This is a genomic window from Pseudochrobactrum asaccharolyticum (assembly GCF_003314995.1).
Lineage (GTDB): Bacteria > Pseudomonadota > Alphaproteobacteria > Rhizobiales > Rhizobiaceae > Pseudochrobactrum > Pseudochrobactrum asaccharolyticum.
Map to the genome: position 1 here is coordinate 454,755 of NZ_QNRH01000001.1, position 23,335 is coordinate 478,089.

The following is a 23,335-nucleotide window of genomic DNA, read 5'->3' on the forward strand; positions in this document are numbered from 1 at the left end:
CACCATTTGCCGGTAGCGACCGGTATCATCTCGCAGACACTGCTCCCCCTGTCTGCTTTTACCTCTTTTATTTTCAGCTTCATATATGGCGATTGAGACTAAGACACAACCGTCTGGCTCGCATTTTCAACAATCACACAATTTAGCCGCAGCTTTGCAGAATAAATTTTCTCTTGCGTAAAAACCTCACGTAAATTATTAAATCGAGCGCTCAGTCTAATTTAGAGGTGCGCTATGCGCGTGACAGATCCTGAAAAACATCAGGCAAAGAAACAGATGATACTCGATGCTGCAAAGCGTTGTTTTGCCGAGCAGGGGTTTCATCAAACCAGTACGGCACAAATCTGCACTGCGGCGCAGATCAGTACCGGCAGCTTGTTTCATTATTTCCCAAGCAAAAAATCAATCATTGCCGCCCTTTTTGAAGAAGACCGGCAACAAACGCAGGAACTTATTGCCACGCTGCGTGAGCAGGATGATCTGTTTGCAGCACTGAATACTTTTTTCGATGTGGTACTGGATGTGGCTGGCGATAGCATCTTATCCGCGCTGGCGCTGGAAATCGCTGCCGAAGCCGGACGTGATGCCGAAACCGGAGCGCTGTACCGCCTGAACGATAAGGTTATGCGTGAAGAGCTGGAATATCTTATCAGTCTTGGCATTGAGCGCCGTCAGATTGCGGGAGCGTTTCCTGCGGTCACGGCAGTGAATTGTCTGATGATAATTGTGGATGGTATTTTTAACCGTGTTGCCCTTGATCCGGCGTTTAAACCGCATGAACACCAGTCTGCACTCAGAGCTATGCTTTGGGGTGTGCTCGGACATACTGCAGATGCGGGAGCAAAATCATGACTTCAGCATCTCAGAAAGTAACACGCATTGCGGATGTTGATGCGCTGCGTGGCTTTGCCCTGCTGGGCATTTTACAGGTCAATATTATGGCCTTTGCTTCAGTTTTCTACGGCTTGCCGACAGGTGAACCTGAGCAAAGCTTTGGTTTTAATGATCTGGTACATTTGTTCATCTCAACCATTTTTGAGATGAAGTTTTATCTGCTGTTTTCTTTCCTGTTCGGATACAGCGTGACATTGCAAATGCAATCAGCGGTGCGTGCCGGAGAGCCGTTTATTCCGCGCTTTTTACGCCGGCAAGCAGGGCTGTGGGTGATTGGTCTGCTTCACGCGGTTTTGTTATTCCACGGCGACATTCTTTCGACCTATGCGATACTGGGCGTAGTGCTGCTGCTCTGGCGCAATAGTGCGGATCGTACATTGATCAAAAGTGCTGTCTGGTTGTTCAGCATCACTGCAATTCTGTGGGCATCGCTCGGTGTATTGCAGTGGATGGTGGGAGAGATGCAGGATCCGGCACAGGATTTGCTGAATGCACAATATGCTTATACCGCCTATACCGGTAGTTTCAGTAGTGTGATTATGCAGCATCTCAATGAGCTGAAACTGATGTGGCTGATCTTGCTGCTGATACAGGCACCATGTGCTTTGGCAATGTTTCTGCTTGGTTTTCTGGCGGGCAAGCATCAGTTTCTCGCACAACCGGATCAGTACCGGCCTTATTTGGAACCGGCAGTCAAAGCGGGACTGTTTATCGGTCTCCCGGCATCGCTGATCACGGCACTCACGGCTTTGCTCAGCACCGGTACCTATTGGGAAATTTTTGGTCTGGCATTGAGCCTTGTGACTGCGCCTTTCCTGACTTTTGGTATTATCGCGCTCATGCTCAAGTTTTTTGGCACAGAACGCGGCCTGTTCTGGCGTGATGCACTGGCACCGGCAGGCCGGATGGCTTTGTCTAATTATCTGCTGCAATCGCTGATCTGCGGTTTCATTTTTTACGGCTATGGTCTGGCATTGATTGATCAGACGACTGCTATCGGCAATGTTCTGATCGGTGTGCTGATCTTTGCGTTCCAGTTATGCTTCAGCCACTGGTGGATGAAGCATTATTATTACGGACCATTGGAATGGCTACTGAGAGCTTTGACGATTGGCCGCTGGCCTGACCTGAAACGCAAAGCTTGAAATCAGGATAAAGAAAAACCCGCGGCAGAATTTTCTGCGGCGGGTTTTTTAACTCAAATTATCAACTTAGTTTGCTGGCGCGGGAGCTTCATTTTCAGGCGCAGACTGTGAGCCAATATGCGGCTTGATACGGTCATTGTATGTTTTTTCCGGATCTTCCGGCAGCAGCTCAACTAGTTGCTGCCCAAGCGAATCCAGCATTGGTTTGGATTTGGCGTTGATGACCCAGCTTGGCTGATCGGTTGCAACAAGCCAGTTGAAGAACAGCATGGCGATTACTACCAGCAGAACGCCGCGTGCTGCACCGAAAAGAAAACCGAGTGTGCGGTCAAGGGCGCCGATACGGCTGTCGATGATGAAATCAGCGATCTTCATGGTGATGATCGATACGATGATCAATGTTACCAGAAACACCGAGCCAGCTGCTGCGATATTCAGAATGGTTTCATTGCTGATATATGGCTGCAGATAAGGGGCTACCGGCTTGAAGAAGAAGTAAGCTGCCAAAGCGGCCGCTGCCCAGGATGCAACCGAAAGCACTTCACGCGAAAAACCGCGTACCATGGCGAGAATTGCAGATACGAGAGTGACCCCGATAAGAATTCCGTCTAGTAATGTAATCGGCATCCTGCCTTGTTCCTCTGTGTCCGATATGCCTTTAAGGCATATAATTTTGGTGCGGCAGATATCTGCAGCCTGTTATTTACAGTGTCTTTTGCCTGACCGATAGGGTTGTGACAATTCTATCGTGGAAAAATAACCCGAATTTATTTCACAAATCACTAATTCGGGAGCTGTTATGTGTTGAAAACAGCCATAGCCCGTAAAATCAGTAAGGTAAATGTAGGGACTGATATTTTGCCACATGATTCATTCAGGCAAAATCTCACTTCTAATCACGGTTTTGCGCATTTTTTCCAGGACCGGAAGCGGCGATCCGGGCAACAAGATCCGGCAGTGAGCCGGTTTCGCTTAAAGTGAAATTCCGCGGGCGTGATAATTCACCGCCACCGAGAGGCAGAACAGCTTGCTTGAAACCGAGTTTTTCCGCCTCTTTAATACGTTGTGCTGCATGCGCGACTGCGCGCACGGCACCTGAGAGGCTGACCTCGCCGAAGTAAACACTGTTGGCAGGCAGCGGAATACCGGCAAGTGACGAGACAAGCGCCGCCGCCACAGCCATATCAGCTGCCGGTTCGGAAATACGGTAACCACCGGCCACATTGAGATAAACATCATGCTGACCGAAGCGCACGCCGCAATGGGCTTCGAGCACGGCAAGGGTCATGGAAAGTCGGCTGTTATCCCAACCGACAACGGCGCGACGCGGGGTGCCGAGTGTAGACGGGGCAACAAGCGCCTGAATTTCCACGAGAACAGGGCGGGTGCCTTCCATGCCGGCAAAAACCGCAGCTCCCGGCGCTTTCTCATTACGCTCACCAAGGAACAGTTCCGACGGATTGGAAACTTCCCGCAAACCCTTATCGGACATTTCAAATACGCCGATTTCATCAGTGGGGCCAAAACGGTTTTTGACAGTACGCAAGATGCGGTAATGGTGTCCGCCTTCACCTTCAAAATACAACACGCCGTCAACCATATGTTCGACCACGCGCGGGCCTGCGATCTGACCTTCTTTGGTGACATGACCGACGAGCACAACGGCAGCGCCGGTAGATTTGGCATAGCGGATCATCGCCTGCGCACCGGCGCGAACCTGCGTCACTGAACCCGGTGCGCTGTCCGCTGCATCCGTCCACAGGGTCTGAATGGAATCAATAATCACCAGATCAGGGCGCGGCTTGGTATCAATGGTTGCAAGAATATCTTCGACATTGGTTTCTGCCGCCAGTTCGACAGAGGTGTCTGCCGCTTGCAGGCGCTGCGCCCGCAGGCGAATCTGTGCCACTGCTTCTTCACCCGATACATAGATGATGCGGTTGCCGCGACGTGCCAAAGCGGCCGCAGCCTGTGTGAGCAATGTTGATTTGCCGATGCCCGGATCGCCGCCGACCAGCAAAGCAGAGCCGCGGACAAACCCGCCGCCGGTCACACGATCCAGTTCACTGATGCCTGATTGAATGCGCGGCGCATCTTCAATCTCACCGGAGAGGGTGGTGAGCGCAACGGCACGGCCTTTGCGCATCGCCATTTTGCCCGGACCCGAGCCGATGCCGCCGGATGTGCCTTCTTCGACAAGTGTGTTCCACTCGCCGCAGCCGTCGCATTTGCCTGCCCAGCGCGAATGTGTTGAGCCGCAATTCTGGCAGATGAACTGAATCCGGTTTTTAGCCAAGCTATTATCTCTTAAAGCATGTCGCAGCAAAATGGGATCATGTAGCGTCCGCGAGCATGCGACAATTAAAGGAATCTAGAGCGAGTGTCACGGTTGAGATTGAACGCGACACGCTCTAGTGATCGTCATATTGTTCAGGCAGATAAGTGCCTTCGGCCAGATCGGTAAAGCGCGTGAATTCCGACTGGAAGGCGAGTTTAACAGTACCGGTAGGACCGTGACGCTGTTTGGCGATGATCACATCAGCCGTGCCTTTGACTTTCTCAAAGTGCATTTTCCATTCGTCATATTTCGGATCGAATTCATCACGTGGTTCAAGGTTTTTGACGTAATATTCTTCACGATACACGAAGAGCACAACGTCCGCGTCCTGCTCGATAGAGCCCGATTCACGAAGATCGGAGAGCTGCGGGCGTTTGTCTTCGCGGTTTTCTACCTGACGGGAGAGCTGTGATAGTGCAATAATCGGCACGTTCAGCTCTTTGCCAAGGGCTTTGAGACCCGTGGTGATTTCGGTGATTTCCTGCACGCGGTTTTGTGCTGAGGCTTTGGACGAACCGGTCATCAGCTGAATATAGTCAATCACCAGACAATCAAGGCCGCGTTGGCGCTTGAGGCGGCGGGCACGCGCAGACAACTGCGCAATGGAGATACCACCGGTCTGGTCAATATAAAGCGGAATACGCTGCATCGTCTGTGTACAGGCGATCAGCTTTTCAAAATCAGTCTCAGAGATTTCACCGCGGCGGATTTTGGATGAGGAAACTTCTGTCTGCTCGGAAATAATACGGGTTGCCAGCTGTTCGGCGGACATTTCGAGCGAGAAGAAGCCGACCACACCACCATTGATGGCTTTCATGGAGCCGTCCGCCAGCTGTTCACCCTGATAGGCAGCGGCAATATTGAAGGCGATATTGGTGGCAAGGGAGGTCTTACCCATACCCGGACGTCCCGCCAGTACGATCAAGTCGGAAGACTGCAGGCCACCCATCTTACCATCCAGCATGTGGATGCCGGTAGAAACACCGGAAAGATGCCCGTCACGCTGGAAGGCAACGCCCGCCAGATCAATTGCGGTTTTAACGGCTTCATTGAAAGGCTGGAAGCCGCCGTCGTAACGACCGGTTTCTGCCAGCTCAAACAGGCGGCGCTCGGCATCTTCAATCTGGCTACGTGGCGCCATATCAACCGGCGCATCATAGGCCACATTGACCATTTCCTCGCCGATGCCGATCAGCGAGCGGCGTGTGGCAAGGTCATAGATCGCGCGGCCATAATCTTCCGCATTGATAACGGTTACCGCTTCGGCGGCAAGGCGCACCACATATTGAAACACAGTCATGTCGCCGACTTTATCATCGGCAGGCAGGAAGGTTTTCATGGTCACAGGGTTGGCCATTTTGCCGACACGGATCAGCTCGGACGCCAGCTCATAAATACGGCGATGCAGCGGATCGTAAAAATGCGGCGGTTTCAGAAAGTCAGAAACACGATAAAAAGCATCATTATTGATCAGGATTGCGCCGAGAAGTGCCTGTTCCGCTTCGATATTATTCGGGGCTTCGCGATAAAGCGAATTCTGGGTGTCCCGTGTATCGTCAAGTTTGTGAACCGTCGCGTCAGCCATAAAGTTCTGGATCCTTATTCCGCAATAGAGCGGGAATTATCCGGCGAAAAGCCGGACATCAGAGTCTGTTAAAATATGAGTGTAAACAATCTGCCAGTGCAGTTGAAGCGCCTATACCATGATTCACAGTGATTCACAGGCTCAACACCTGTGAAGAGCGTGTATGAAGTTAAACTGAGCTTTGAACTGATATAAGGATCAGTTGCCGGACATCAAGGCTGACTGATGATAACGGATACGCAACTGACCGGTCAGCAGGAAAATATAGGCGGCAAGCTCACTCAGTTCTTCCAGATTTTGTGCAGCAGCACCGGTGAGGCCGGTTGTAAGGCCAAGATGCTCTTCCGCAGCAGTAGAGATCATCATACCAAGGGTTGCCAGCAAAAACTCTGCCCAAGGTAGTCCACCTGAGCGCTGTAACGGGTTAAGCAGCTTTGTGAGCCGTTTTTCAGCATAAAAACGCCCAGAAGCAGAATGGAACCGATCAATGCCGGCATAACTGCCGGTTTATACCAAAGCTGACGGGACGAGAAAAACGGGCCTTCCTCGGACATGCCGAGCGGCTCCATAAAAACGGCACCCCAGCTTAATTCACGCATCGCGCAGATGAACCATATCAGCGCCGCACCGCGCCACAGCCATTTCCAGTCTGCCGAGCCGTATTTCTGAAAAATCAGCGCCTGCACCATGCCCAGAAGCAGAACAACAACCTGCGCATTTTCAACCGGACCATTTTCCCACGAAACCCATGAAGGCAATACAAGCGCCAGAGGGTAAGATACGATCAGAACCAAAAGGCCGATTGATAAAGACGTCAGCGTCGTTTTGTTCAGGCGTGGCTGTAGCTTGGTGATTGCGCTGGGCATTAAATTCTTATCCTGTCAGATGTTTCTAATAAGAGAAATGTCTGATGCAGGATCACAGTACAACCACGGAGGCTTCACAAACTCTTGATAAAACCTTCATGAGTTGTGATGTGTCATTAATTTATCACAAAGGCAGAGGCTGAACGAATAGGCTGTCAGTGGAATATCTGTGCAGCCGTGTTTTCATTGGCATATCGCTCCCTGATGATTCTGAACAGGCAGTTTTCCAGTTTTTTTAGCCGTTTTTCTTCCTGCTCAATGTAATTGCGGGTGAGGGGTATAGCCTCCTGCCGATGTGCGAGTTGTATCTGAAACACCATCATATTCTGCCAGCGGAAAGCTGATTCAGAGCCTGCCAGATAGAATTCCCACATCCGGCAGAAGCGCTCATCGTAGAGGGCTTTGGCTTTGTCGCGATTGGCCATAAAGGTTTCACGCCATGCTTTCAGGGTTTCTGCATAATGCAGGCGTAAAATCTCAATATCTGTAATCACCAGACCGGCTTGCTCAATATGCGGCAAGACCTCAGATAATGCCGGTATATAGCCCCCGGGGAAGATATATTTACGGATAAAAGGATTGGTGGAAGAGGGCTCATCACTGCGGCCTATCGAATGCAGTACCATGGAGCCGTCCGGTTTCAGTAGTCGTGCAACCTGCTGGAAAAACTCGGCATAATGCGTGACACCTACATGCTCAAACATACCGACCGAGCTGATCCGGTCGAATTGCTGATCAAGTTGCCGGTAATCTTGTAATAAAAACCGTGCCTGATGATGCAGACCTTGTGCCTGCGCCCGTTGATTGGCGATCTGAAATTGTTCCTGTGACAGCGTAACACCGGTGACATCGGCATCAAGCAATTCTGCGAAATAAAGCCCGAGACCACCCCAGCCACAACCGATATCCAGCAGCTTGTCATCAGGATGAATTTGCAGCTTGGCCGCAATATGACGCTTTTTTGCCAGTTGTGCTTCAGCAAGACTGCTTTGCGGTGTCTCAAAATAGGCGCAGGAATATTGCTTGTCCGGATCGAGAAACAGATCATAGAGATCGCCGCTCAGATCATAGTGACGTTGCACATTCTTCGAGGAGCGGGACAGGGTATTCATCTGTTGCAGCGGGCGAAAGATTTTACGTAGCTTAGCCAGCGCCCGCATCCATGGCTCTTTCGCTGCTGTTGCACCGGTATTTTCAAAAACCAGTTGTAGAAAACTGTAAATATCACCGACCGGAAAACTGATCTCGCCATCCATAAAGCATTCGCCAAGCTTTAACTCCGGATCAAGCGCAATGGCACGTTCAGCGGCTTTTGTATGAAAAGCCAGCACAACATGCGGCGGCGAGCCATTGCCATAGGTTTCAATGCGATTATTCGTATAGTGTACTTTGAGATCGCCGCTCAGGATCAGCTTATTCAGAACTGAATGCAGCATGCCACTCATTGCTCATCCTCCTCCGTTTGCCGTACCGGTGGATATGCGGATGAACGCGAAATTCGGGCGCTTCTATCCGCTCAAAGAGAGTGCCGTTTTATGCGGCAGTCCATGCAATTGGCTTACAAATTCAGAGCGGGCGTCGTGTAACACTATTTATGCGGCGCGCTCTGCAAACACGGTACGCCCTAAAAGAATAGCGGGTTTTCCTGTTCTGGAAAGAGCGGAGAATAAATATTTATCGGCGGGCTGATCATTTCCCTGTGATGAAAAGCACAAATATCGGGCAATAAAAAAGCTGCACCGGAAATCCGGTGCAGCTTTTCAGATATGAGATCTGTGAGAAACGCTGATTATGCGTTTTCTTCACCGTCGAAGTCTTCGTCGAAAACTTCTTCAGCCAGAGGCTCTTCTTCGATGCCGTAGATTGCAGCTGCAGTCGACAGATCTTCACCTTTTTCCTGACGCAGAGCTTCATCAGCTGTACGTGCAATGTTGATGGTGATTGTTGCCGATACTTCAGGGTGCAGAACGATCGAGATTGTGTGAATGCCGATTGTTTTGATCGCGTGGTTCAGGTCAACCTGGTTGCGGTTCAGCGAGAAGCCTTCTGCAGTTACAACATCAGCGATATCGCGTGTGGAAACCGAACCGTACAGCTGACCGGTTTCACCAGCCGAGCGAACAACGATAAAGCTTTTGCCGTCCAGCTTGTCAGCAACAGCCTGAGCTTCGGTTTTACGTTCCAGATCGCGTGCTTCGAGCTGAGCGCGCTGGGATTCAAAACGAGCCATGTTGGCTTCGTTGGCACGCAGTGCCTTGCCCTGCGGGAGCAGGAAGTTACGGGCAAAGCCGTCTTTAACAGTAACAGTATCGCCCATCTGACCGAGGCGGCTGATGCGTTCAAGCAGGATAACTTTCATAGGTCTATTCCTTAAGTGTTTAGTTCTGAATGTATGGTTATGTTATGAATTCTGCGAAGGATCTTTGGAGAGCGGAGCGCCGCGCGACGTATCGAGCAGCCCGAAGACCAAAAATACCAATGCAGAGAATGCGAAGATGATCAGCAGAAAATAGGCGAGCCACAGCGCGAACGGACGCCATGTGGCACCACGTGTCCGCCAGTGGATAAGTGCCAGACCTGCCATAATGAAACCGGCTGCCAGTGCACCGGCAAAAGTGGTGGCGATCATGCTGGCAGGGCCGGACAGAAACATGGAACTGGCAAAGGTGAGCGCAAAAACCAGCAGAGCAGGGCGCGGCATACGCAATGTTGCAGGCCAGTTGTCACGCGGACGACGTAATACGCCGGAGCGTTCAGTGATGCGCAATGCCAGATAGAAATTGGCAGTCAGGAACATTAGGCTGGTTGCTGCCTGAATAGCTGGCAGACCAAACAACAGGAACTGCTGCAGCATTTCACGGAAATCGTCGCTCGCATTGAACTGCGGATCGGAAGCCAGAAGGCTGGCGATCATCGCGCCGGTCAGTTCACGCACCATCTCTTCGCCATAGCCAATGATGGAGCCGACGATAACAAAGCTGACAGAAACCAGCAGAGCGAGGCGGAACATGATGTCCGGCAGCGGATACCAGACCAATGCGTCTTTTGGCCCACCCAGTTCCTGAGCAGGACGCGCAAGACCGGCAAGATAAGCGCCGGTTGCAGCAGGGATGAAACTGGTGAGGGCAATCAGAACCGCAACCATAGGTGCGGCGAAAATCGCAACAGCAATGCTCGCTGTAGCAGCGGCAATCAGGCCTGCGGCAGTGCCCCAGCCAAGTGCGGCGATAAAAATAGGGAGAGGGGTGAGGACATAGAGAACCATAGCAAGGCCGCTTTGGACCAGCACACCAGAAGCCAGCAGCGCGGCTGCAAGGCCCGCCAGAACTCCGGTTCCGATATGTTTGCTATTGTAATTCATCTTAATCCTGCTGTCCTGCCCGGAGTTTTCCGGTTGCAGTTAGAGAACGATCGCTTCAGCGCTCTGTTCCCAACCTGACCTTACGGTCACTCAATCATTTATTCCGAAGAATGAACCGGGGTGTGCGAACACACCCCGAATCAGAAGTCTTATTTCACTACATATGGCAGCAGGCCGAGGAAACGTGCACGCTTGATCGCTTTTGCGAGTTCGCGCTGTTTCTTCTGGCTTACAGCTGTAATGCGGGAAGGAACAATCTTGCCGCGTTCAGAAATGTAACGCTGCAGAAGTTTGATGTCCTTGTAATCGATCTTTGGTGCGTTAGGACCTGTGAATGGGCAGGTCTTACGACGGCGATGGAACGGACGACGGGTCGGGATCTGATTGATATCAACCATTATTCTTCTCCTTCACCGGCAGATTCGTTATCGCGTGAGCGACGCGGACGGCGTGGACGATCATCGTCACGGCCGAAACGGTCTTCACGTTCACGACGGTCATCACGACGGCTCAGCATTGCTGACTGGCCTTCTTCGTGTTCTTCAACACGAATGGTCATGAAACGAAGAACGTCTTCGTTAATACGCATCTGGCGTTCCATTTCAGCAACTGCAGCAGCAGGAGCATCGATGTTTACCAGTGTGTAGTAAGCTTTACGGTTCTTTTTGATACGATAAGTCAGAGGACGCAGTCCCCAGCTTTCGATTTTCCCGACTTTACCACCGTTAGCTTCAAGAACGCCCTTGTACTGTTCTACCAGTGCGTCAACCTGCTGCTGCGAGATATCCTGTCGGGCAAGGATCACATGTTCATAAAGAGCCATTGTCTTTGCCTTTCTTCAAATAACCACCATCCGGATCAACGGCTAAGCCTCTGCGACTTGTCTATTCCGTCTGAAAACGGAGAAGAAAGGACGCGGGTCGAGACGATCGAGAGCGGAGACACGGGAGGCAGAAATAATACTATTTCTCCGGATCTTTAAATCCGGCCTCCGTTCAGCCCCCAGCTGATGCCGGACAATGACGAGTGCCTAATAGTGTCTTTTGAGACAAGTTGCAACCTTTAAAGTCGCTTTAACAGATGTGTATCTGTTGCTGAAAAATGCCTCATGGCTGGTTCACGAAGCCGTTTAACAGCATATTGTCATAGTAATATGCCGGTTTTGCCGGTGGATACTTGACTTGAAACGCAGTGAAAGGCACATGCCTTCGCAATTATAGATAGTTTTTTGTCGTAACGCGCATGGCATTCTTATATACAGGCCATAAGTTGTGACATCAGAACGTATATTTAAGAGAGAGGCTTTCATGACTGTAGCATTTACATTTCCGGGACAGGGCAGTCAGGCTGTCGGCATGGGCAAGGCATTGGCTGAGACCTATCCGGAAGCACGCGCTGTTTTCGAAGAAGTTGATGATGCGCTTGGTGAAAAACTCTCAACCCTGATGTTTGAAGGGCCGGAAGATCAGCTTACTCTGACAGCCAATGCCCAGCCTGCGCTGATGGCTGTATCCATGGCGGTTATGCGTGTGCTGGAATCACAAGGCCTCAAGCTGCAGGATAAAGTGGCTTATGTAGCAGGTCATTCGCTTGGCGAATATTCGGCACTGTGTGCTGCCGGTACATTCTCTATTTCTGATACTGCCCGTTTGCTGCGTATTCGCGGTAATGCAATGCAGGCTGCTGTTCCTGTTGGTCAGGGCGCTATGGCTGCGATCATCGGCCTTGAACATGCTGATGTTTTTGCAATTTGCGAAAAGGCTTCCGCTGAAGGTTCGTGCCAGATCGCTAATGATAATGGCGGCGGACAGCTGGTGATTTCCGGCTCCAAAGCGGCTGTTGAACTCGCTGCAAAGCTGGCATCAGAAGCCGGTGCAAAACGTGCTATCATGCTGCCGGTATCTGCCCCGTTCCATTCCAGCCTGATGGCGCCTGCTGCTAATGCCATGCGCGATGCGCTGGCAACTGTGAATAAACATGCTCCTGTTGTGCCGGTCATTGCAAACGTGCGTGTTGCTCCGGTTAATGATCCGAGTGAAATTGCCGATCTGCTGGTTGAGCAAGTGACAGGACAGGTGCGCTGGCGCGAAACTGTTGAATGGTTTGCCGCACATGACGTGACAACACTTTATGAAATCGGCTCCGGCAAGGTGCTGACCGGTTTGGCTCGCCGCATCTCTAAGGATGTGAGCGGTGTGACTGTCGGTACGGCTGAAGAGATTGATGCAGCCCTTCAGGTGCTGCTGGGTTAAGCGTACAGATTTTGCTGCGCAGAGAATAATGTTATAAAAGGCGGACTACATAGATTTGTCCGCATATCAGATTCAAGAGGATTTCATGTTTGATCTGACTGGCCGTAAGGCTCTCGTTACCGGTGCAACCGGCGGAATTGGTGAAGAAGTTGCGCGCGCCCTGCATGCTCAGGGTGCAATCGTTGCTCTGCACGGTACCCGCGTTGAAAAGCTGGAAGCGCTGGCCAATGAGCTGGGCGACCGCGTTCATATCTTCCCTGCCAACCTGTCTGACCGTGAAGAAGTGAAGGCACTTGGTCAGGCTGTGGAAAAACAGCTCGAAGGCGTCGATATTCTCGTAAACAATGCCGGTATTACCCGTGACGGTCTGTTTGTTCGCATGAGCGATGCTGACTGGGATGCTGTTATTGAGGTTAACCTGACGTCCGTGTTCGGTCTGACCCGTGAGCTGACCCATCCGATGATGCGCCGTCGTTTTGGCCGCATTATCAATATTACGTCGATTGTCGGTGTAACCGGCAATCCGGGACAGGCAAATTATTGTGCTTCCAAAGCCGGTATTATCGGCTTCTCCAAGTCGCTCGCACAGGAAATTGCTTCGCGCAATGTGACTGTAAACTGTGTGGCTCCGGGCTTTATTGAGTCGGCAATGACCGATAAACTCAATGAGAAGCAGAAAGAGACAATCATGTCTGCTATTCCGATGAAGCGCATGGGGCAGGGCTCAGAAATTGCTTCGGCAGTTGTTTATCTGGCCAGCAATGAAGCTGCTTACGTGACAGGTCAGACCCTGCACGTAAACGGCGGTATGGCGATGATCTGATACCAAATCAGCCGGAATTATGTATAATCCGGCTGATGATGTCTAATTTATAGCATTTCCAGCAAAACTGCGAAGCGGTTTTGCGTCGGATAATGCGTAAAATAAACAATTACAGCGGTTCCAACGATTCAGTCTGAACTGGAGCCGCTGTAATTAGGGCATAAAAAGCTGATAATGCAGTCATATTGCCCTTTTTCTGTTGTTTTGTAAGGATTGGCACAGTTTCAGTGTGGCTGATTGTCGAATTGGACTTTGCCAAATTGCAGAACCGTGATAATGCCCCGCATATTGCTGTGCTGCATATTTTGTGCATCGCGGCGGGGGTGGCGATAAATAGCATTGCGCTTCATCGGCGCAGCAGGTAAATCGCTGCAACTGAAATATATTGTATAGTCTGTCTGAAACACATTTCTGTTTGAGGCATTATGCAGTAGAAATATCCACGGGATAGTTTCATTGTGACAAATGTCATAATGTCAGGCTATCTTAAAACTTGATTACAATCAGCCATGCCGCTACCAAGGCTATGGTATTAACAGGTCGAGGTCCGACATGAGCGACACCGCAGAACGCGTCAAGAAAATCGTTGTTGAACATCTGGGCGTAGATGCCGAAAAAGTAACTGAAGGCGCAAGCTTCATTGATGATCTGGGCGCAGACAGCCTGGACACCGTTGAGCTGGTAATGGCTTTCGAAGAAGAATTCGGTGTAGAAATTCCTGATGATGCAGCTGAAACCATCCTGACCGTTGGCGATGCTGTTAAGTTCATCGATAAAGCAGCTGCCTGATTATTGTTATAATCGGCAAGCAGATATCGGGCCGGAAGATTATATCTTCCGGCCCTTATCGTTTGAGCAAAGATATATATTTCAATAAGGCCGGAGCATTATTTAAACAGCTCGTAAGCCTGATATGCAGTTCTATTGGCGGATCTGTAATTAACTACTCCACAAAAGCACTGTAACAATCTATTAATTCTGCGTAATTCTAACGCTTGATCGATTCCGGTCGGGATATTACGCAGTTGATTAATCTGCGCTGCCTGCAACTGATATTGGATCAGTGAGAGACAGGACCAGACGCGGGGAAGGATACATATGAGAAGAGTCGTCGTTACCGGTCTTGGCCTGGTGTCACCTTTGGCAAATGGTGTTGAAGAAACCTGGAAGCGTTTGCTCGCAGGTCAAAGCGCTGCGCGCCGTGTGACCGAATTCGAAGTTGACGACCTTGCCTGTCAGATTGCCTGCCGTATTCCTGTCGGCGATGGCACAGACGGTACATTTAATCCTGATGTCTACATGGAACAGAAGGAACAGCGTAAAGTTGATCCTTTCATCGTTTATGCGGTCGGCGCTGCTGATCAGGCACTGGACGATGCTAACTGGCATCCGGAAAGTGATGAAGACCAGATCCGCACCGGCGTGCTGATCGGTTCCGGCATCGGCGGCATCGAAGGTATTGTTGAAGCCGGTTATACGCTGCGCGACAAAGGTCCGCGCCGTGTTTCGCCTTTCTTCATTCCGGGTCGTCTGATCAATCTGGCTTCCGGCCATGTCTCCATCAAGCACAAGCTGCGCGGCCCTAACCACTCTGTGGTCACTGCCTGTGCAACCGGCACACACGCCATTGGTGATGCAGCCCGCATGATCGCTTTCGGCGATGCGGATGTCATGGTTGCCGGCGGAACAGAATCACCGGTCAGCCGTATTTCTCTGGCAGGTTTCGCTGCCTGTAAGGCGCTGTCCACCAAACGCAATGATGATCCGACAGCGGCTTCGCGTCCTTATGACGACGACCGTGACGGTTTCGTGATGGGTGAAGGTGCAGGCGTTGTGGTTCTGGAAGAACTAGAACATGCGCTGGCTCGTGGTGCGAAAATCTATGCGGAAGTCATCGGCTACGGCATGTCCGGCGATGCTTACCACATCACCGCGCCAAGCGAAAACGGTGAGGGCGCACAGCGCTGCATGGAAGCTGCCTTGCGCAGTGCCAAAATCACACCGGATGCGATTGATTACATCAATGCACACGGTACTTCGACCATGGCGGATACGCTGGAACTGGCTGCTGTTGAGCGCGTTGTCGGTGACTCGGCTTCCAAGGTTTCGATGTCCTCGACCAAATCCTCGATCGGTCACCTGCTGGGTGCAGCCGGTGCCGCAGAAGCGATTTTCTCGACATTGGCTATCCGCGATAATATCGCGCCTGCAACGCTCAATCTCGACAACCCGTCGGTCAGCACCAAGATTGATCTGGTGCCGCATAAGCCGCGCGCCCGTCAGATTGATGTTGCTGTGTCGAACTCCTTTGGTTTCGGCGGCACCAATGCTTCGCTGATCCTGCGTCGCTATCAGGCTTAATAGGTCGAAACTGTCAATTTTATAAAAGGCCGCTTTCTGGGAAGGCGGCCTTTTGTTGAAAAATCATTATTCTGTTTCATTCAGACAGAGCTAGAGCGCATTCTGAAAAGTGTGAAGCGGTTTTCGGTATAAAATGCGCGTAAAAACAAAAAACTAGAGCGGTTTTAATGGTTTAACATTAACTAAAACCGCTCTAGCTTTGAAATATGAGTTCTTTCTGTCGAAAGCTGTGTTCATGGGTTGCGATATTCGTGCTTTTGCCGCAATTATTGTACCCACTGAATAGGAAAGACTGATTGCTGCATGCAGCATGTAAAAGCTGAGATATGAAACAGTTTCAGTCAATTGGTACTCAGGCTTCTTTAAGAGCTGTACCAATCAAAAAAATAAAGAATTCGGAACAGCACTGTCGTTAAATCCGGTGTGAGTGTTCTGGTTAAACCGGAGTGAAAGTGTGACGTCAGACCAATCATCTGAAAAAAAATCTGCTGACCAGCCTGCTGTAACTGATGGTGCTGTGCAGAATAATGCGTCACCATCTCCGGCAGAAAATGCATCCAAGCCTGTTACATCTGATGAAGCGGCTATTGTAGCGCCGGTTTCGCAGGAAATCGCAGAAGCTCCGGCAGCGCCTGTGGCTGCAGCCGTATCTGCACCGGAAGCTAAACCGGCTGTTGATACTGTAAACACACCAGCACAGTCAGAACCGGAAGTCGCTGCAGTACCAGCGCAGAGCGCTGCGGAAGCTGCAACTGGACCTATTGTTCTGAAATCGGCCAGTGAAGCTCTGCGCCCTGAACCAGGCACACCGCCGCCATTGCCGAAGAAGCGCAAACGCTCGCGTCATGCCCGCAGCCAGATTGTGGTTTTTGCGAATTTTATGCTGTCTTTGCTGGTGTTTATGGTCATCGGCGTGGGTGCATTGTTCTATTTCGGCAAAGTACAGTTCACTTCTGAAGGCCCGCTGACGCAGGATTCGACCTTCTTCGTGAAGCGCGGTAGCGGTATTGTCGAAATCTCTGATCAGCTGGAGCGTGCTGATCTGATTACTGATGCGCGTGTTTTCCGCTATGGCGCGCGTATGTCGGGTATGGAAAAGAGCATGAAGGCAGGGGAATATGCTATTCCTGCCCGTGCTTCGATGCGCGATATTATGAATATTTTTGCCGAAGGTAAGTCACTGATGCATCAGGTGACTATTCCTGAAGGTCTGACAGTCCAGCAGATTTTCGACCGTATTTCCAACAGTGATCTGCTCACAGGTGATCTGCCGAAAGAACTGCCGCCGGAAGGTAGTCTGATTGCGGATACGCTGAGCTTCACACGTGGTACAACACGTGAAGAAGTGGTGACACGTCTGAAAACTGCACAGGCCAAGTTGGTTGACGAGGTTTGGGCAAAGCGCCGTGACGGCCTTCCGGTGAAGGACAAGAACGAATTTGTGACGCTGGCTTCGATCGTTGAAAAAGAAACTGGTGTCGCATCCGAGCGTCCGCATGTGGCTTCGGTTTTCGTGAACCGTCTGAATACGGGCATGCGTCTGCAGTCCGATCCGACGATTATTTATGGTATTTTCGGTGGTCGCGGTAAACCGTCAGACCGTCCGATCTATAAGTCGGATATTGAAAAAGAAACGCCTTATAATACCTATGTTATTAAAGGCTTGCCGCCGACACCAATTGCTAATCCGGGTCGCGATGCATTGGAAGCAGTTGCTAATCCGCTGGATACACAAGACCTCTACTTCGTTGCAGACGGTACTGGTGGTCACATCTTCGCGGCAACGCTGAAAGACCATAATGACAATGTGCGTAAGTGGCGTGAGATTGAACGCCAGCGCAAAGAAGGTGCCACAGGCGCACCGGCAGCTCAGTGATAACATTCGTGTTATGCGTTCTCTGCTTTAAGAAATAAACACTATCATGCCGTCCGGTTAGCTGGGCGGCATTTTTGCAAAAGCTGATATTCAATTAATATGGCTTGGAAACGGACTTGAAAATGACAGTACAGAGCATGACAGGCTTTGCCCGCCATATTGCAGTGTTTACGCCTGAAAATGGTGCAGAGACGCGCATTAGCTGGGAAATCCGCTGCGTTAACGGCAAGGGGCTTGATGCACGTTTTCGCACGCCTAACGGTTTTGATGATCTTGAACAGTTATTGCGTACGGCACTGGGGCGCGTATTTTCGCGCGGTTCTTTTCAGGTCAATGTGACAATTGAAGAGCCAGAAGCGCAGGTCAGGCTGGTGATCAATGAGGCCTTGCTGAGTAAGGTCATGCAAACGGCACTGCAATTGCAGAACCAATACGGACTTGCGCCTGCGAGTGTTGATGCCGTACTCAATCTCAAGGGTATTCTGGAGCCACCACAGACAGAAGCAGATGAAGCCGCCAAAGCTGCTTTAAAGGCTGCGTTGTTGTCATCTTTTGATGAGGCGCTGGAAGCTCTGAAACAGATGCGCTTACAGGAAGGCAAGCGCTTGTCTGATCTGCTTGGCAGTCATGTTGACCGGATTGCGGAACTGGCAGTACAGGCACGTCAGGATGGTTCTCGTAGTGCAGATGCCATTCGTGAGCGTCTTGCGGGGCAGGTGTCTCTGTTGCTTGAGGCCGTCAACAGCAACCGCAGTTCCGCTATTGTGCTGGATGAGCAGCGCTTGCATATGGAAGCTGCATTTCTGGCCACCAAAGCGGACATTCAGGAAGAGCTGGACCGTTTGGATATGCATGTGGCGGCAGCTCATAAATTGCTGACAGATGGCGGGCCGGTTGGCCGCAAACTCGATTTCCTGTCACAGGAGTTTAACCGCGAAACCAATACGCTGTGCTCGAAATCCAATGCCGCATCAATTACGGCGATCGGTCTGGAGCTGAAAGCGGTTGTGGATCAGTTCCGTGAGCAGGTTCAGAACCTCGAATAGATGTGGTTATGAAATGAAAAAAGCCCTGCATGTAGCAGGGCTTTTTATTTGAATGGTACAAAATTAGCGACCCCAGCGGCCTTCATATTTAAACTCAGGCGCGGTTTTCAGCTGATCCTTGGTAATGGTCATTGTCGCCAGCCATTTCTTATCGGTTTCCATATAGTCGATTTTAACGGCAGAAGGATCAACGATCACATAGCGTTCTCCCATGCCAAGAAAGCCACCGACAGAAATAATATAACCGGTGAGCTTACCGTCAGAGATAATCAGATCTTTAATTTCACCAACTGTCTCATCTTCAGCATTGGTAATATTCAGTCCGACAAGATTATAGCTCAGCACATCAGTCGGCTGCGCGGTAACGAATAGCTCAGGTGTCGTTGTTACTGCGGTCTGGGCGTAAGCTGCACCCATGAGAGTGCCGGATGCGACAAGTGCGATAATAAGACGACGCATGATCTTCTCCAATTTTTTAATTTCAAATTACTAAAATAAAACACGTGGCTTTTATAATTGTTCCGAACTTTTAGAAAAAACTTATACTCGCAATGCTGTGTCAGCTATTTTTGAGCCTTAATTATATGGCAAAAGAGCTGCGGCAAAATGGTTTTCGGTAAAGCTTTAATAACTAAAAATGATAGACATTTGCCGGATTATAGATAACAACGCGACATCAGAGTGGCGGAGTGATATCAGTCACCTGAGGTGCATCCTGAGAAGTGCTAAACGGCTTTCGAAAAGATGCGCAACATAGAAATAACAGGGCATTTCCAAAGTGTAATGAGACTTTGGAGTGTTCCGGTGAGTTCAGAATCTGGAGCAGAATAGATTATGGCCATCTCCTTCGTGGAAAATGCTGTTGCACGGCGCGGTCTAATGTTGGTCATTTCTTCACCGTCAGGCGCGGGCAAATCAACGATTGCGCGACTGTTGCTTGAAGATCGCGAGATGGATCTTTCCCTGTCTGTCAGTGTGACTACCCGTCAGCGCCGTCCAAGCGAAATTGAAGGTGTACATTATCATTTTGAAAGTGTGCGCGAATTTGAACGCCTGCGCGATAGCGATGCACTGATTGAATGGGCTGAAGTCCATAGCAATTATTACGGTACACTGCGTGAGACTGCCGAAAACGCTTTGGCAGATGGTCGCGATATGCTGTTTGATATTGATTGGCAGGGGGCGGAACAGCTTCAGGCTAAAATGCCTGCCGATGTGGTTTCGATCTTCATTCTACCACCGACGATGAAAGAGCTGCAGATGCGTCTGAACCGCCGTGCGGAAGACACTGCGGAAGTCATTGAAACTCGTCTGAACAATGCCCGTTTTGAAATCCAGAAATGGAGCAAATACGATTATATCGTCATCAATGAAGATTTGAACCAGTCCTATGCGGCGGTCAAATCCATTGTTATGGCGGAGCGTCTGCGCCGTGATCGCCGTCCGGGTTTGTTTGAATTCGTCAATGGATTGCTGGAAGAGCAACCATCCTGATTTTGATTGAACCAATAAAAAACCGCCGTGAGGCGGTTTTTTTATATCTCAGATCTGATTGGCGAGATGCACAAATTCCTCAACGCTGAGCGTTTCAGCGCGACGTGTCGGGTCAATGCCTGCTTTGTTGAGCAGGGCTTCACCGCCAAGCGGCTTGAGGCTCTGACGCAGCATTTTGCGGCGCTGGCCAAAGGCCGCCTGCGTTACGCGCTCCAGCAGATGTGGCGGGCATTCCAGTGGCTGCTCACGCGGGATCATATGCACCACGGCAGAGGTGACTTTAGGTGGCGGTGTGAAAGCCTGTGGCGGCAGGTCAAAGGCGATCTTCGACTGGGTGCGCCATCCGGCCAATACACCAAGGCGCCCATAGGCATCATCACCGGCATGAGCCACAATACGCTCGGCCACTTCTTTCTGGAACATCAGTGTCATGGAACTGTAAAACGGCGGCCATGGATCGCTGAGCAGCCAGCCGATCAGCAATTGCGTGCCGACATTGTAAGGCAGGTTGGCAATGATCTTCGGCTTTTTCGCCGGATCAGGAAACAGAGTGGTGAAGTCCTGCTGAAGCGCATCACCGGAGATCACCCGTAAGCGTCCCGGATATTCCGCTGCAATTTCCTCCAAAGCTGGCAGGCAGCGCTCATCGCGCTCAATAGCTGTGACAATGCCGCCCTGAGCCAGAATGGCGCGTGTCAGGCCGCCTGGGCCCGGACCAACCTCAATCACCGGCTGATCCTGCAAATCTCCGGCTTGACGGGCAATTTTGGAAGTCAGATTAAGATCGAGCAAAAAATTCTGGCCGAGTGATTTCTTGGCGTTCAGTTCGTGACGTTCGATCACGTCACGCAGGGGCGGCAGATTATCAATGCTCATAGAGGGTCTCTGTTGATTATTTATCAGTCAGCCTGCCGGAAGCGGGCGTGCTGTTTATTTTGAAAATGTTTGATTATTGGCGGCCAGTTCTGCGGCCAGTTTGAGTGCGGCAATCAGACTGTCGGGTCTGGCAATGCCACGCCCTGCAATGTCGAAAGCTGTGCCGTGATCAGGTGAGGTACGAATGAATGGCAGGCCGAGTGTAACATTGACAGTCTCGTCAAAAGCCAGCGCTTTAGCCGGAATAAGCGCCTGATCATGATACATGCAAATGGCTGTATCATAGGTGGTCAGTGCCTGTTTGTGAAACATCGTATCTGCAGGCAAGGGGCCGCGGATATTCATGCCTTCCGCTTTCAGTAATTCAATGGCAGGGCGGATCACGGCATCATCCTCATGGCCAAGCGCACCGCCTTCACCAGCATGCGGGTTCAGGCCGGAAACGGCAATACGCGGGTTTTTGATGCCGAAACGTGAACGTAAATCATGTGCAGTAATGCGGATCGTTTCGAGAATGGCATCAGTGGTGAGTTGTTCGGGCACCTTATGCAGCGGAATGTGAATAGTCACCGGCACGGCGCGCAATTGCGGGCCTGCGAGCATCATCACGGGGCGGACTTCAGTGCCGAGATGGCGCGATGCCAGATGGGCAAGAAATTCTGTATGGCCTGGAAAAGCGAAGCCCGCTTCATAAAGCGGCTTTTTAGCAATAGGGCAGGTTGTAACAGCGCTGGCCTGACCATTGAGAACATAAGTGGTTGCCCGTTCAATCGCTTCGATAATGCCGGCGGCATTGGCGGATTGCGGTACGCCCGGTTTGTCTGTCAGCCGATTGTTAAGTGGCACAACCGGCAAATAATGGCAAAACCGCTGAACGGCTTCCGAAGGCTGGCAGACACTGAAAGGAATATCGAGACCAAGCTGTCGGGCTCTGGCAGTCAGCAGAGCCGGATCGGCAAGGATAAAAAATGGTGGCAGCCCATGCTTTTCGCGCAATAACCATGCAGCGAGAGCAATATCGGGGCCGATACCTGAAGGATCCCCGATGCTCAGAGCAACCGGAGCGATGGAAGCCTCTCCATGATGCGGAAAAACCATTTGATGCTCCGGTCTTGCTGTTTAAAGGCTGCTGATAAATTACAACTTATAGCATTTCCGGCAAAAATGCGAAGCGGTTCTGTGCTTCAATTTTAACCGAAACTGCTCTGCAGGAAGATAATCGCGCAAACAGAACTTTGCGCGATATTTCGTCTAGCGATTAACGATTTTCGCTTTTTCGCGCAGTTCTTTGACGTATTTTTTGCTGATCTCTTCAGCCTTTTTCTCCTGATCGGAGTTGTTGCTTGTCCCTTCCATGGAGAAGGTCAGCTGGGCAACACGGTCATCGGAGACACTGCGTTTGGCGCAGACAGCGAGGAACTCAACGCCTTTATCGGTATCCTGCACAGCAGTTGCACGGCCAACGGCGGTGGCTTTCAGCTGGGTTGTCCATTCCGGCGGCAATTGCAGTTCGAGATGCTTGCCGAGATCGCGCACGGTCACATCCATCATGCCTTTGGTCAGGGAACGTGTGGCATCACAACCGGAGAAGCGATTGCGCAGAGTATTGGCTTCCTGACGGCGTTTGGCCATCACACCCGCTGAACGGTTAGCCGCAGGCACAACAAAAATGACCTGCTGCAGGGTATATTCATTGGTGGAAGGTTTCTTGCCACCCTCTTTGAGCATACGCTGAACCGCATCCTGCTCGCTCATCATGCCTTCAGAACGGAAACGTGCACCAATTGCGCGGTTCCAGCCCATCTGCACCATGATAAAGGTTTTAAAGTGCTTTGGTGTAATGCCGGTTTGGTTCATCAGCTGATTAAGCTGCGCAACACTCATTTTGTTGCGTGACGCAAAGCCTGCATAGGCAGTTTCGAGTTCCTGATCGGAAACAACAATACCGCGCGATTTCATTTCCACGCGCTTGAGCATTTCTTCAACAAGTTCATCCTGCGCCAGCTTGTTCAGATTGCCACTGCGGCGCTGAAGTTTGAGAAAGGCAACGCGGTTGGCGATATCAACATTGGTAATCGGGTTGCTGTTGACGATCACTTTAATTTCGGCTGCATTGGCTGCGCCGGTCATTTCGGTGATGCTAAGGGCAGTGAATGCAACTGTACCGGCAATCATTGCAGCCAGAATGCGTTTGTTCATATTCATGCTCATGGTGGTCAGTTTCATACCTGGTTTCCCGTTACGCTTTTCAGGATGCGCTCCTCTCCGAACACGGAGAAATAATAGATAAAACGCTTTGCTCAGTCACATCCTGTCAGGATTTTCGTTCTTGTATAAATGAGCAGGTGCAGTGAAACAATCTCTCATATGATGAAGAATGCATTAAAACTGTAAATTTTAATCCTTCTTAGCCCGATT

At 50.7% G+C, this 23,335-nt stretch carries 23 protein-coding genes; 9 read left to right on the forward strand and 14 right to left on the reverse strand.

The window, feature by feature from the left end; all coding sequences use genetic code 11:
* The first annotated feature begins 234 nt into the window (after window positions 1-234).
* Window positions 235-852, forward strand: a complete 618-nt coding sequence (locus DFR47_RS02035) for a TetR/AcrR family transcriptional regulator (protein ID WP_113942732.1) — start codon at window positions 235-237, stop codon at window positions 850-852.
* Complete coding sequence (locus tag DFR47_RS02040; protein WP_113942733.1) at window positions 849-2,039, forward strand: DUF418 domain-containing protein; 1,191 nt, start codon at window positions 849-851, stop codon at window positions 2,037-2,039. Before DFR47_RS02035 ends, DFR47_RS02040 begins: the two co-directional genes overlap by 4 nt.
* Before the next feature lie 66 nt (window positions 2,040-2,105).
* On the opposite strand, the gene DFR47_RS02045 is transcribed toward DFR47_RS02040, so the two are convergent.
* The 10 genes from DFR47_RS02045 to rpsF form a co-directional block, all read right to left on the reverse strand.
* Window positions 2,106-2,666 (reverse strand): CvpA family protein, encoded by a 561-nt coding sequence (locus tag DFR47_RS02045; protein WP_113942734.1) that lies wholly within the window; start codon window positions 2,664-2,666, stop codon window positions 2,106-2,108.
* 265 nt (window positions 2,667-2,931) lie between these two features.
* On the reverse strand, window positions 2,932-4,335 hold the full coding sequence (radA, locus tag DFR47_RS02050; RefSeq protein WP_113942735.1) for a DNA repair protein RadA: 1,404 nt from the start codon (window positions 4,333-4,335) through the stop codon (window positions 2,932-2,934).
* Window positions 4,336-4,450: 115 nt separating this feature from the next.
* The gene (locus DFR47_RS02055; RefSeq protein WP_113942736.1) at window positions 4,451-5,962 is read right to left on the reverse strand and encodes a replicative DNA helicase; all 1,512 of its coding nucleotides are present in this window, start codon (window positions 5,960-5,962) and stop codon (window positions 4,451-4,453) included.
* Between the two features lie 198 nt (window positions 5,963-6,160).
* On the reverse strand, window positions 6,161-6,328 hold the full coding sequence (locus DFR47_RS21695) for a hypothetical protein (protein WP_170137423.1): 168 nt from the start codon (window positions 6,326-6,328) through the stop codon (window positions 6,161-6,163).
* Complete coding sequence (locus DFR47_RS02060) at window positions 6,325-6,828, reverse strand: hypothetical protein (protein ID WP_113942737.1); 504 nt, start codon at window positions 6,826-6,828, stop codon at window positions 6,325-6,327. Before DFR47_RS02060 ends, DFR47_RS21695 begins: the two co-directional genes overlap by 4 nt.
* A gap of 155 nt (window positions 6,829-6,983) precedes the next feature.
* Entirely contained in the window at window positions 6,984-8,273 is a 1,290-nt protein-coding gene (locus DFR47_RS02065) for a cyclopropane fatty acid synthase (protein ID WP_113942738.1), read from the reverse strand.
* Between the two features lie 344 nt (window positions 8,274-8,617).
* On the reverse strand, window positions 8,618-9,187 hold the full coding sequence (gene rplI / locus DFR47_RS02070; RefSeq protein ID WP_113942739.1) for a 50S ribosomal protein L9: 570 nt from the start codon (window positions 9,185-9,187) through the stop codon (window positions 8,618-8,620).
* 42 nt (window positions 9,188-9,229) lie between these two features.
* Window positions 9,230-10,189, reverse strand: a complete 960-nt coding sequence (locus tag DFR47_RS02075) for a DUF2232 domain-containing protein (protein ID WP_113942740.1) — start codon at window positions 10,187-10,189, stop codon at window positions 9,230-9,232.
* A gap of 149 nt (window positions 10,190-10,338) precedes the next feature.
* Window positions 10,339-10,587, reverse strand: coding sequence for a 30S ribosomal protein S18 (gene rpsR / locus DFR47_RS02080; RefSeq protein ID WP_022712184.1), 249 nt, complete (start codon window positions 10,585-10,587; stop codon window positions 10,339-10,341).
* Window positions 10,587-11,012, reverse strand: a complete 426-nt coding sequence (gene rpsF, locus DFR47_RS02085; RefSeq protein WP_113942741.1) for a 30S ribosomal protein S6 — start codon at window positions 11,010-11,012, stop codon at window positions 10,587-10,589. The genes rpsR and rpsF overlap by 1 nt, the downstream gene beginning before the upstream one ends.
* 484 nt (window positions 11,013-11,496) lie before the next feature.
* Between rpsF and fabD the strand changes: the two genes are divergently transcribed.
* From fabD to DFR47_RS02115, 6 genes are all read left to right on the forward strand, one after another.
* A complete protein-coding gene (fabD, locus tag DFR47_RS02090) occupies window positions 11,497-12,441 on the forward strand; it encodes an ACP S-malonyltransferase (RefSeq protein WP_113942742.1) in 945 nt (314 codons plus the stop codon).
* 85 nt (window positions 12,442-12,526) lie between these two features.
* A complete protein-coding gene (gene fabG / locus DFR47_RS02095; protein WP_113942743.1) occupies window positions 12,527-13,264 on the forward strand; it encodes a 3-oxoacyl-[acyl-carrier-protein] reductase in 738 nt (245 codons plus the stop codon).
* 552 nt (window positions 13,265-13,816) lie between these two features.
* On the forward strand, window positions 13,817-14,053 hold the full coding sequence (locus DFR47_RS02100) for an acyl carrier protein (RefSeq protein ID WP_113942744.1): 237 nt from the start codon (window positions 13,817-13,819) through the stop codon (window positions 14,051-14,053).
* Between the two features lie 309 nt (window positions 14,054-14,362).
* Window positions 14,363-15,625: a beta-ketoacyl-ACP synthase II gene (gene fabF, locus DFR47_RS02105; RefSeq protein WP_113942745.1), complete on the forward strand. Its 1,263-nt coding sequence runs from the start codon at window positions 14,363-14,365 to the stop codon at window positions 15,623-15,625.
* A 634-nt stretch (window positions 15,626-16,259) separates the two neighbouring features.
* Window positions 16,260-17,501, forward strand: coding sequence for an endolytic transglycosylase MltG (mltG, locus tag DFR47_RS02110; RefSeq protein WP_113943190.1), 1,242 nt, complete (start codon window positions 16,260-16,262; stop codon window positions 17,499-17,501).
* Between the two features lie 122 nt (window positions 17,502-17,623).
* Window positions 17,624-18,547: a YicC/YloC family endoribonuclease gene (locus tag DFR47_RS02115; RefSeq protein WP_113942746.1), complete on the forward strand. Its 924-nt coding sequence runs from the start codon at window positions 17,624-17,626 to the stop codon at window positions 18,545-18,547.
* Window positions 18,548-18,610: 63 nt separating this feature from the next.
* Here DFR47_RS02115 and DFR47_RS02120 read toward each other — a convergent pair whose 3' ends face one another.
* A complete protein-coding gene (locus tag DFR47_RS02120) occupies window positions 18,611-19,006 on the reverse strand; it encodes a PRC-barrel domain-containing protein (RefSeq protein ID WP_113942747.1) in 396 nt (131 codons plus the stop codon).
* Between the two features lie 375 nt (window positions 19,007-19,381).
* Between DFR47_RS02120 and gmk the strand changes: the two genes are divergently transcribed.
* Window positions 19,382-20,041 (forward strand): guanylate kinase, encoded by a 660-nt coding sequence (gene gmk / locus DFR47_RS02125; protein ID WP_113942748.1) that lies wholly within the window; start codon window positions 19,382-19,384, stop codon window positions 20,039-20,041.
* A 48-nt stretch (window positions 20,042-20,089) separates the two neighbouring features.
* On the opposite strand, the gene rsmA is transcribed toward gmk, so the two are convergent.
* The 3 genes from rsmA to DFR47_RS02140 form a co-directional block, all read right to left on the reverse strand.
* Window positions 20,090-20,917 (reverse strand): 16S rRNA (adenine(1518)-N(6)/adenine(1519)-N(6))-dimethyltransferase RsmA, encoded by an 828-nt coding sequence (gene rsmA / locus DFR47_RS02130; RefSeq protein ID WP_113942749.1) that lies wholly within the window; start codon window positions 20,915-20,917, stop codon window positions 20,090-20,092.
* A 54-nt stretch (window positions 20,918-20,971) separates the two neighbouring features.
* Complete coding sequence (gene pdxA / locus DFR47_RS02135; protein WP_113942750.1) at window positions 20,972-22,015, reverse strand: 4-hydroxythreonine-4-phosphate dehydrogenase PdxA; 1,044 nt, start codon at window positions 22,013-22,015, stop codon at window positions 20,972-20,974.
* A gap of 153 nt (window positions 22,016-22,168) precedes the next feature.
* Complete coding sequence (locus DFR47_RS02140; RefSeq protein ID WP_113943191.1) at window positions 22,169-23,122, reverse strand: SurA N-terminal domain-containing protein; 954 nt, start codon at window positions 23,120-23,122, stop codon at window positions 22,169-22,171.
* Window positions 23,123-23,335: the final 213 nt, after the last annotated feature.

Bases quoted from the DNA above. Each gene is read 5' to 3' on its own strand.
- DFR47_RS02035 (WP_113942732.1), top strand. From the start codon at position 235: ATGCGCGTGACAGATCCTGAAAAACATCAGGCAAAGAAACAGATGATA.
- DFR47_RS02040 (WP_113942733.1), top strand. From the start codon at position 849: ATGACTTCAGCATCTCAGAAAGTAACACGCATTGCGGATGTTGATGCG.
- DFR47_RS02045 (WP_113942734.1), bottom strand. From the start codon at position 2,666: ATGCCGATTACATTACTAGACGGAATTCTTATCGGGGTCACTCTCGTA.
- DFR47_RS02055 (WP_113942736.1), bottom strand. From the start codon at position 5,962: ATGGCTGACGCGACGGTTCACAAACTTGACGATACACGGGACACCCAG.
- DFR47_RS21695 (WP_170137423.1), bottom strand. From the start codon at position 6,328: ATGATGATCTCTACTGCTGCGGAAGAGCATCTTGGCCTTACAACCGGC.
- DFR47_RS02060 (WP_113942737.1), bottom strand. From the start codon at position 6,828: ATGCCCAGCGCAATCACCAAGCTACAGCCACGCCTGAACAAAACGACG.
- DFR47_RS02065 (WP_113942738.1), bottom strand. From the start codon at position 8,273: ATGAGTGGCATGCTGCATTCAGTTCTGAATAAGCTGATCCTGAGCGGC.
- rplI (WP_113942739.1), bottom strand. From the start codon at position 9,187: ATGAAAGTTATCCTGCTTGAACGCATCAGCCGCCTCGGTCAGATGGGC.
- DFR47_RS02075 (WP_113942740.1), bottom strand. From the start codon at position 10,189: ATGAATTACAATAGCAAACATATCGGAACCGGAGTTCTGGCGGGCCTT.
- rpsR (WP_022712184.1), bottom strand. From the start codon at position 10,587: ATGGTTGATATCAATCAGATCCCGACCCGTCGTCCGTTCCATCGCCGT.
- rpsF (WP_113942741.1), bottom strand. From the start codon at position 11,012: ATGGCTCTTTATGAACATGTGATCCTTGCCCGACAGGATATCTCGCAG.
- fabD (WP_113942742.1), top strand. From the start codon at position 11,497: ATGACTGTAGCATTTACATTTCCGGGACAGGGCAGTCAGGCTGTCGGC.
- fabG (WP_113942743.1), top strand. From the start codon at position 12,527: ATGTTTGATCTGACTGGCCGTAAGGCTCTCGTTACCGGTGCAACCGGC.
- DFR47_RS02100 (WP_113942744.1), top strand. From the start codon at position 13,817: ATGAGCGACACCGCAGAACGCGTCAAGAAAATCGTTGTTGAACATCTG.
- fabF (WP_113942745.1), top strand. From the start codon at position 14,363: ATGAGAAGAGTCGTCGTTACCGGTCTTGGCCTGGTGTCACCTTTGGCA.
- DFR47_RS02115 (WP_113942746.1), top strand. From the start codon at position 17,624: ATGACAGTACAGAGCATGACAGGCTTTGCCCGCCATATTGCAGTGTTT.
- DFR47_RS02120 (WP_113942747.1), bottom strand. From the start codon at position 19,006: ATGCGTCGTCTTATTATCGCACTTGTCGCATCCGGCACTCTCATGGGT.
- gmk (WP_113942748.1), top strand. From the start codon at position 19,382: ATGGCCATCTCCTTCGTGGAAAATGCTGTTGCACGGCGCGGTCTAATG.
- rsmA (WP_113942749.1), bottom strand. From the start codon at position 20,917: ATGAGCATTGATAATCTGCCGCCCCTGCGTGACGTGATCGAACGTCAC.
- pdxA (WP_113942750.1), bottom strand. From the start codon at position 22,015: ATGGTTTTTCCGCATCATGGAGAGGCTTCCATCGCTCCGGTTGCTCTG.
- DFR47_RS02140 (WP_113943191.1), bottom strand. From the start codon at position 23,122: ATGAATATGAACAAACGCATTCTGGCTGCAATGATTGCCGGTACAGTT.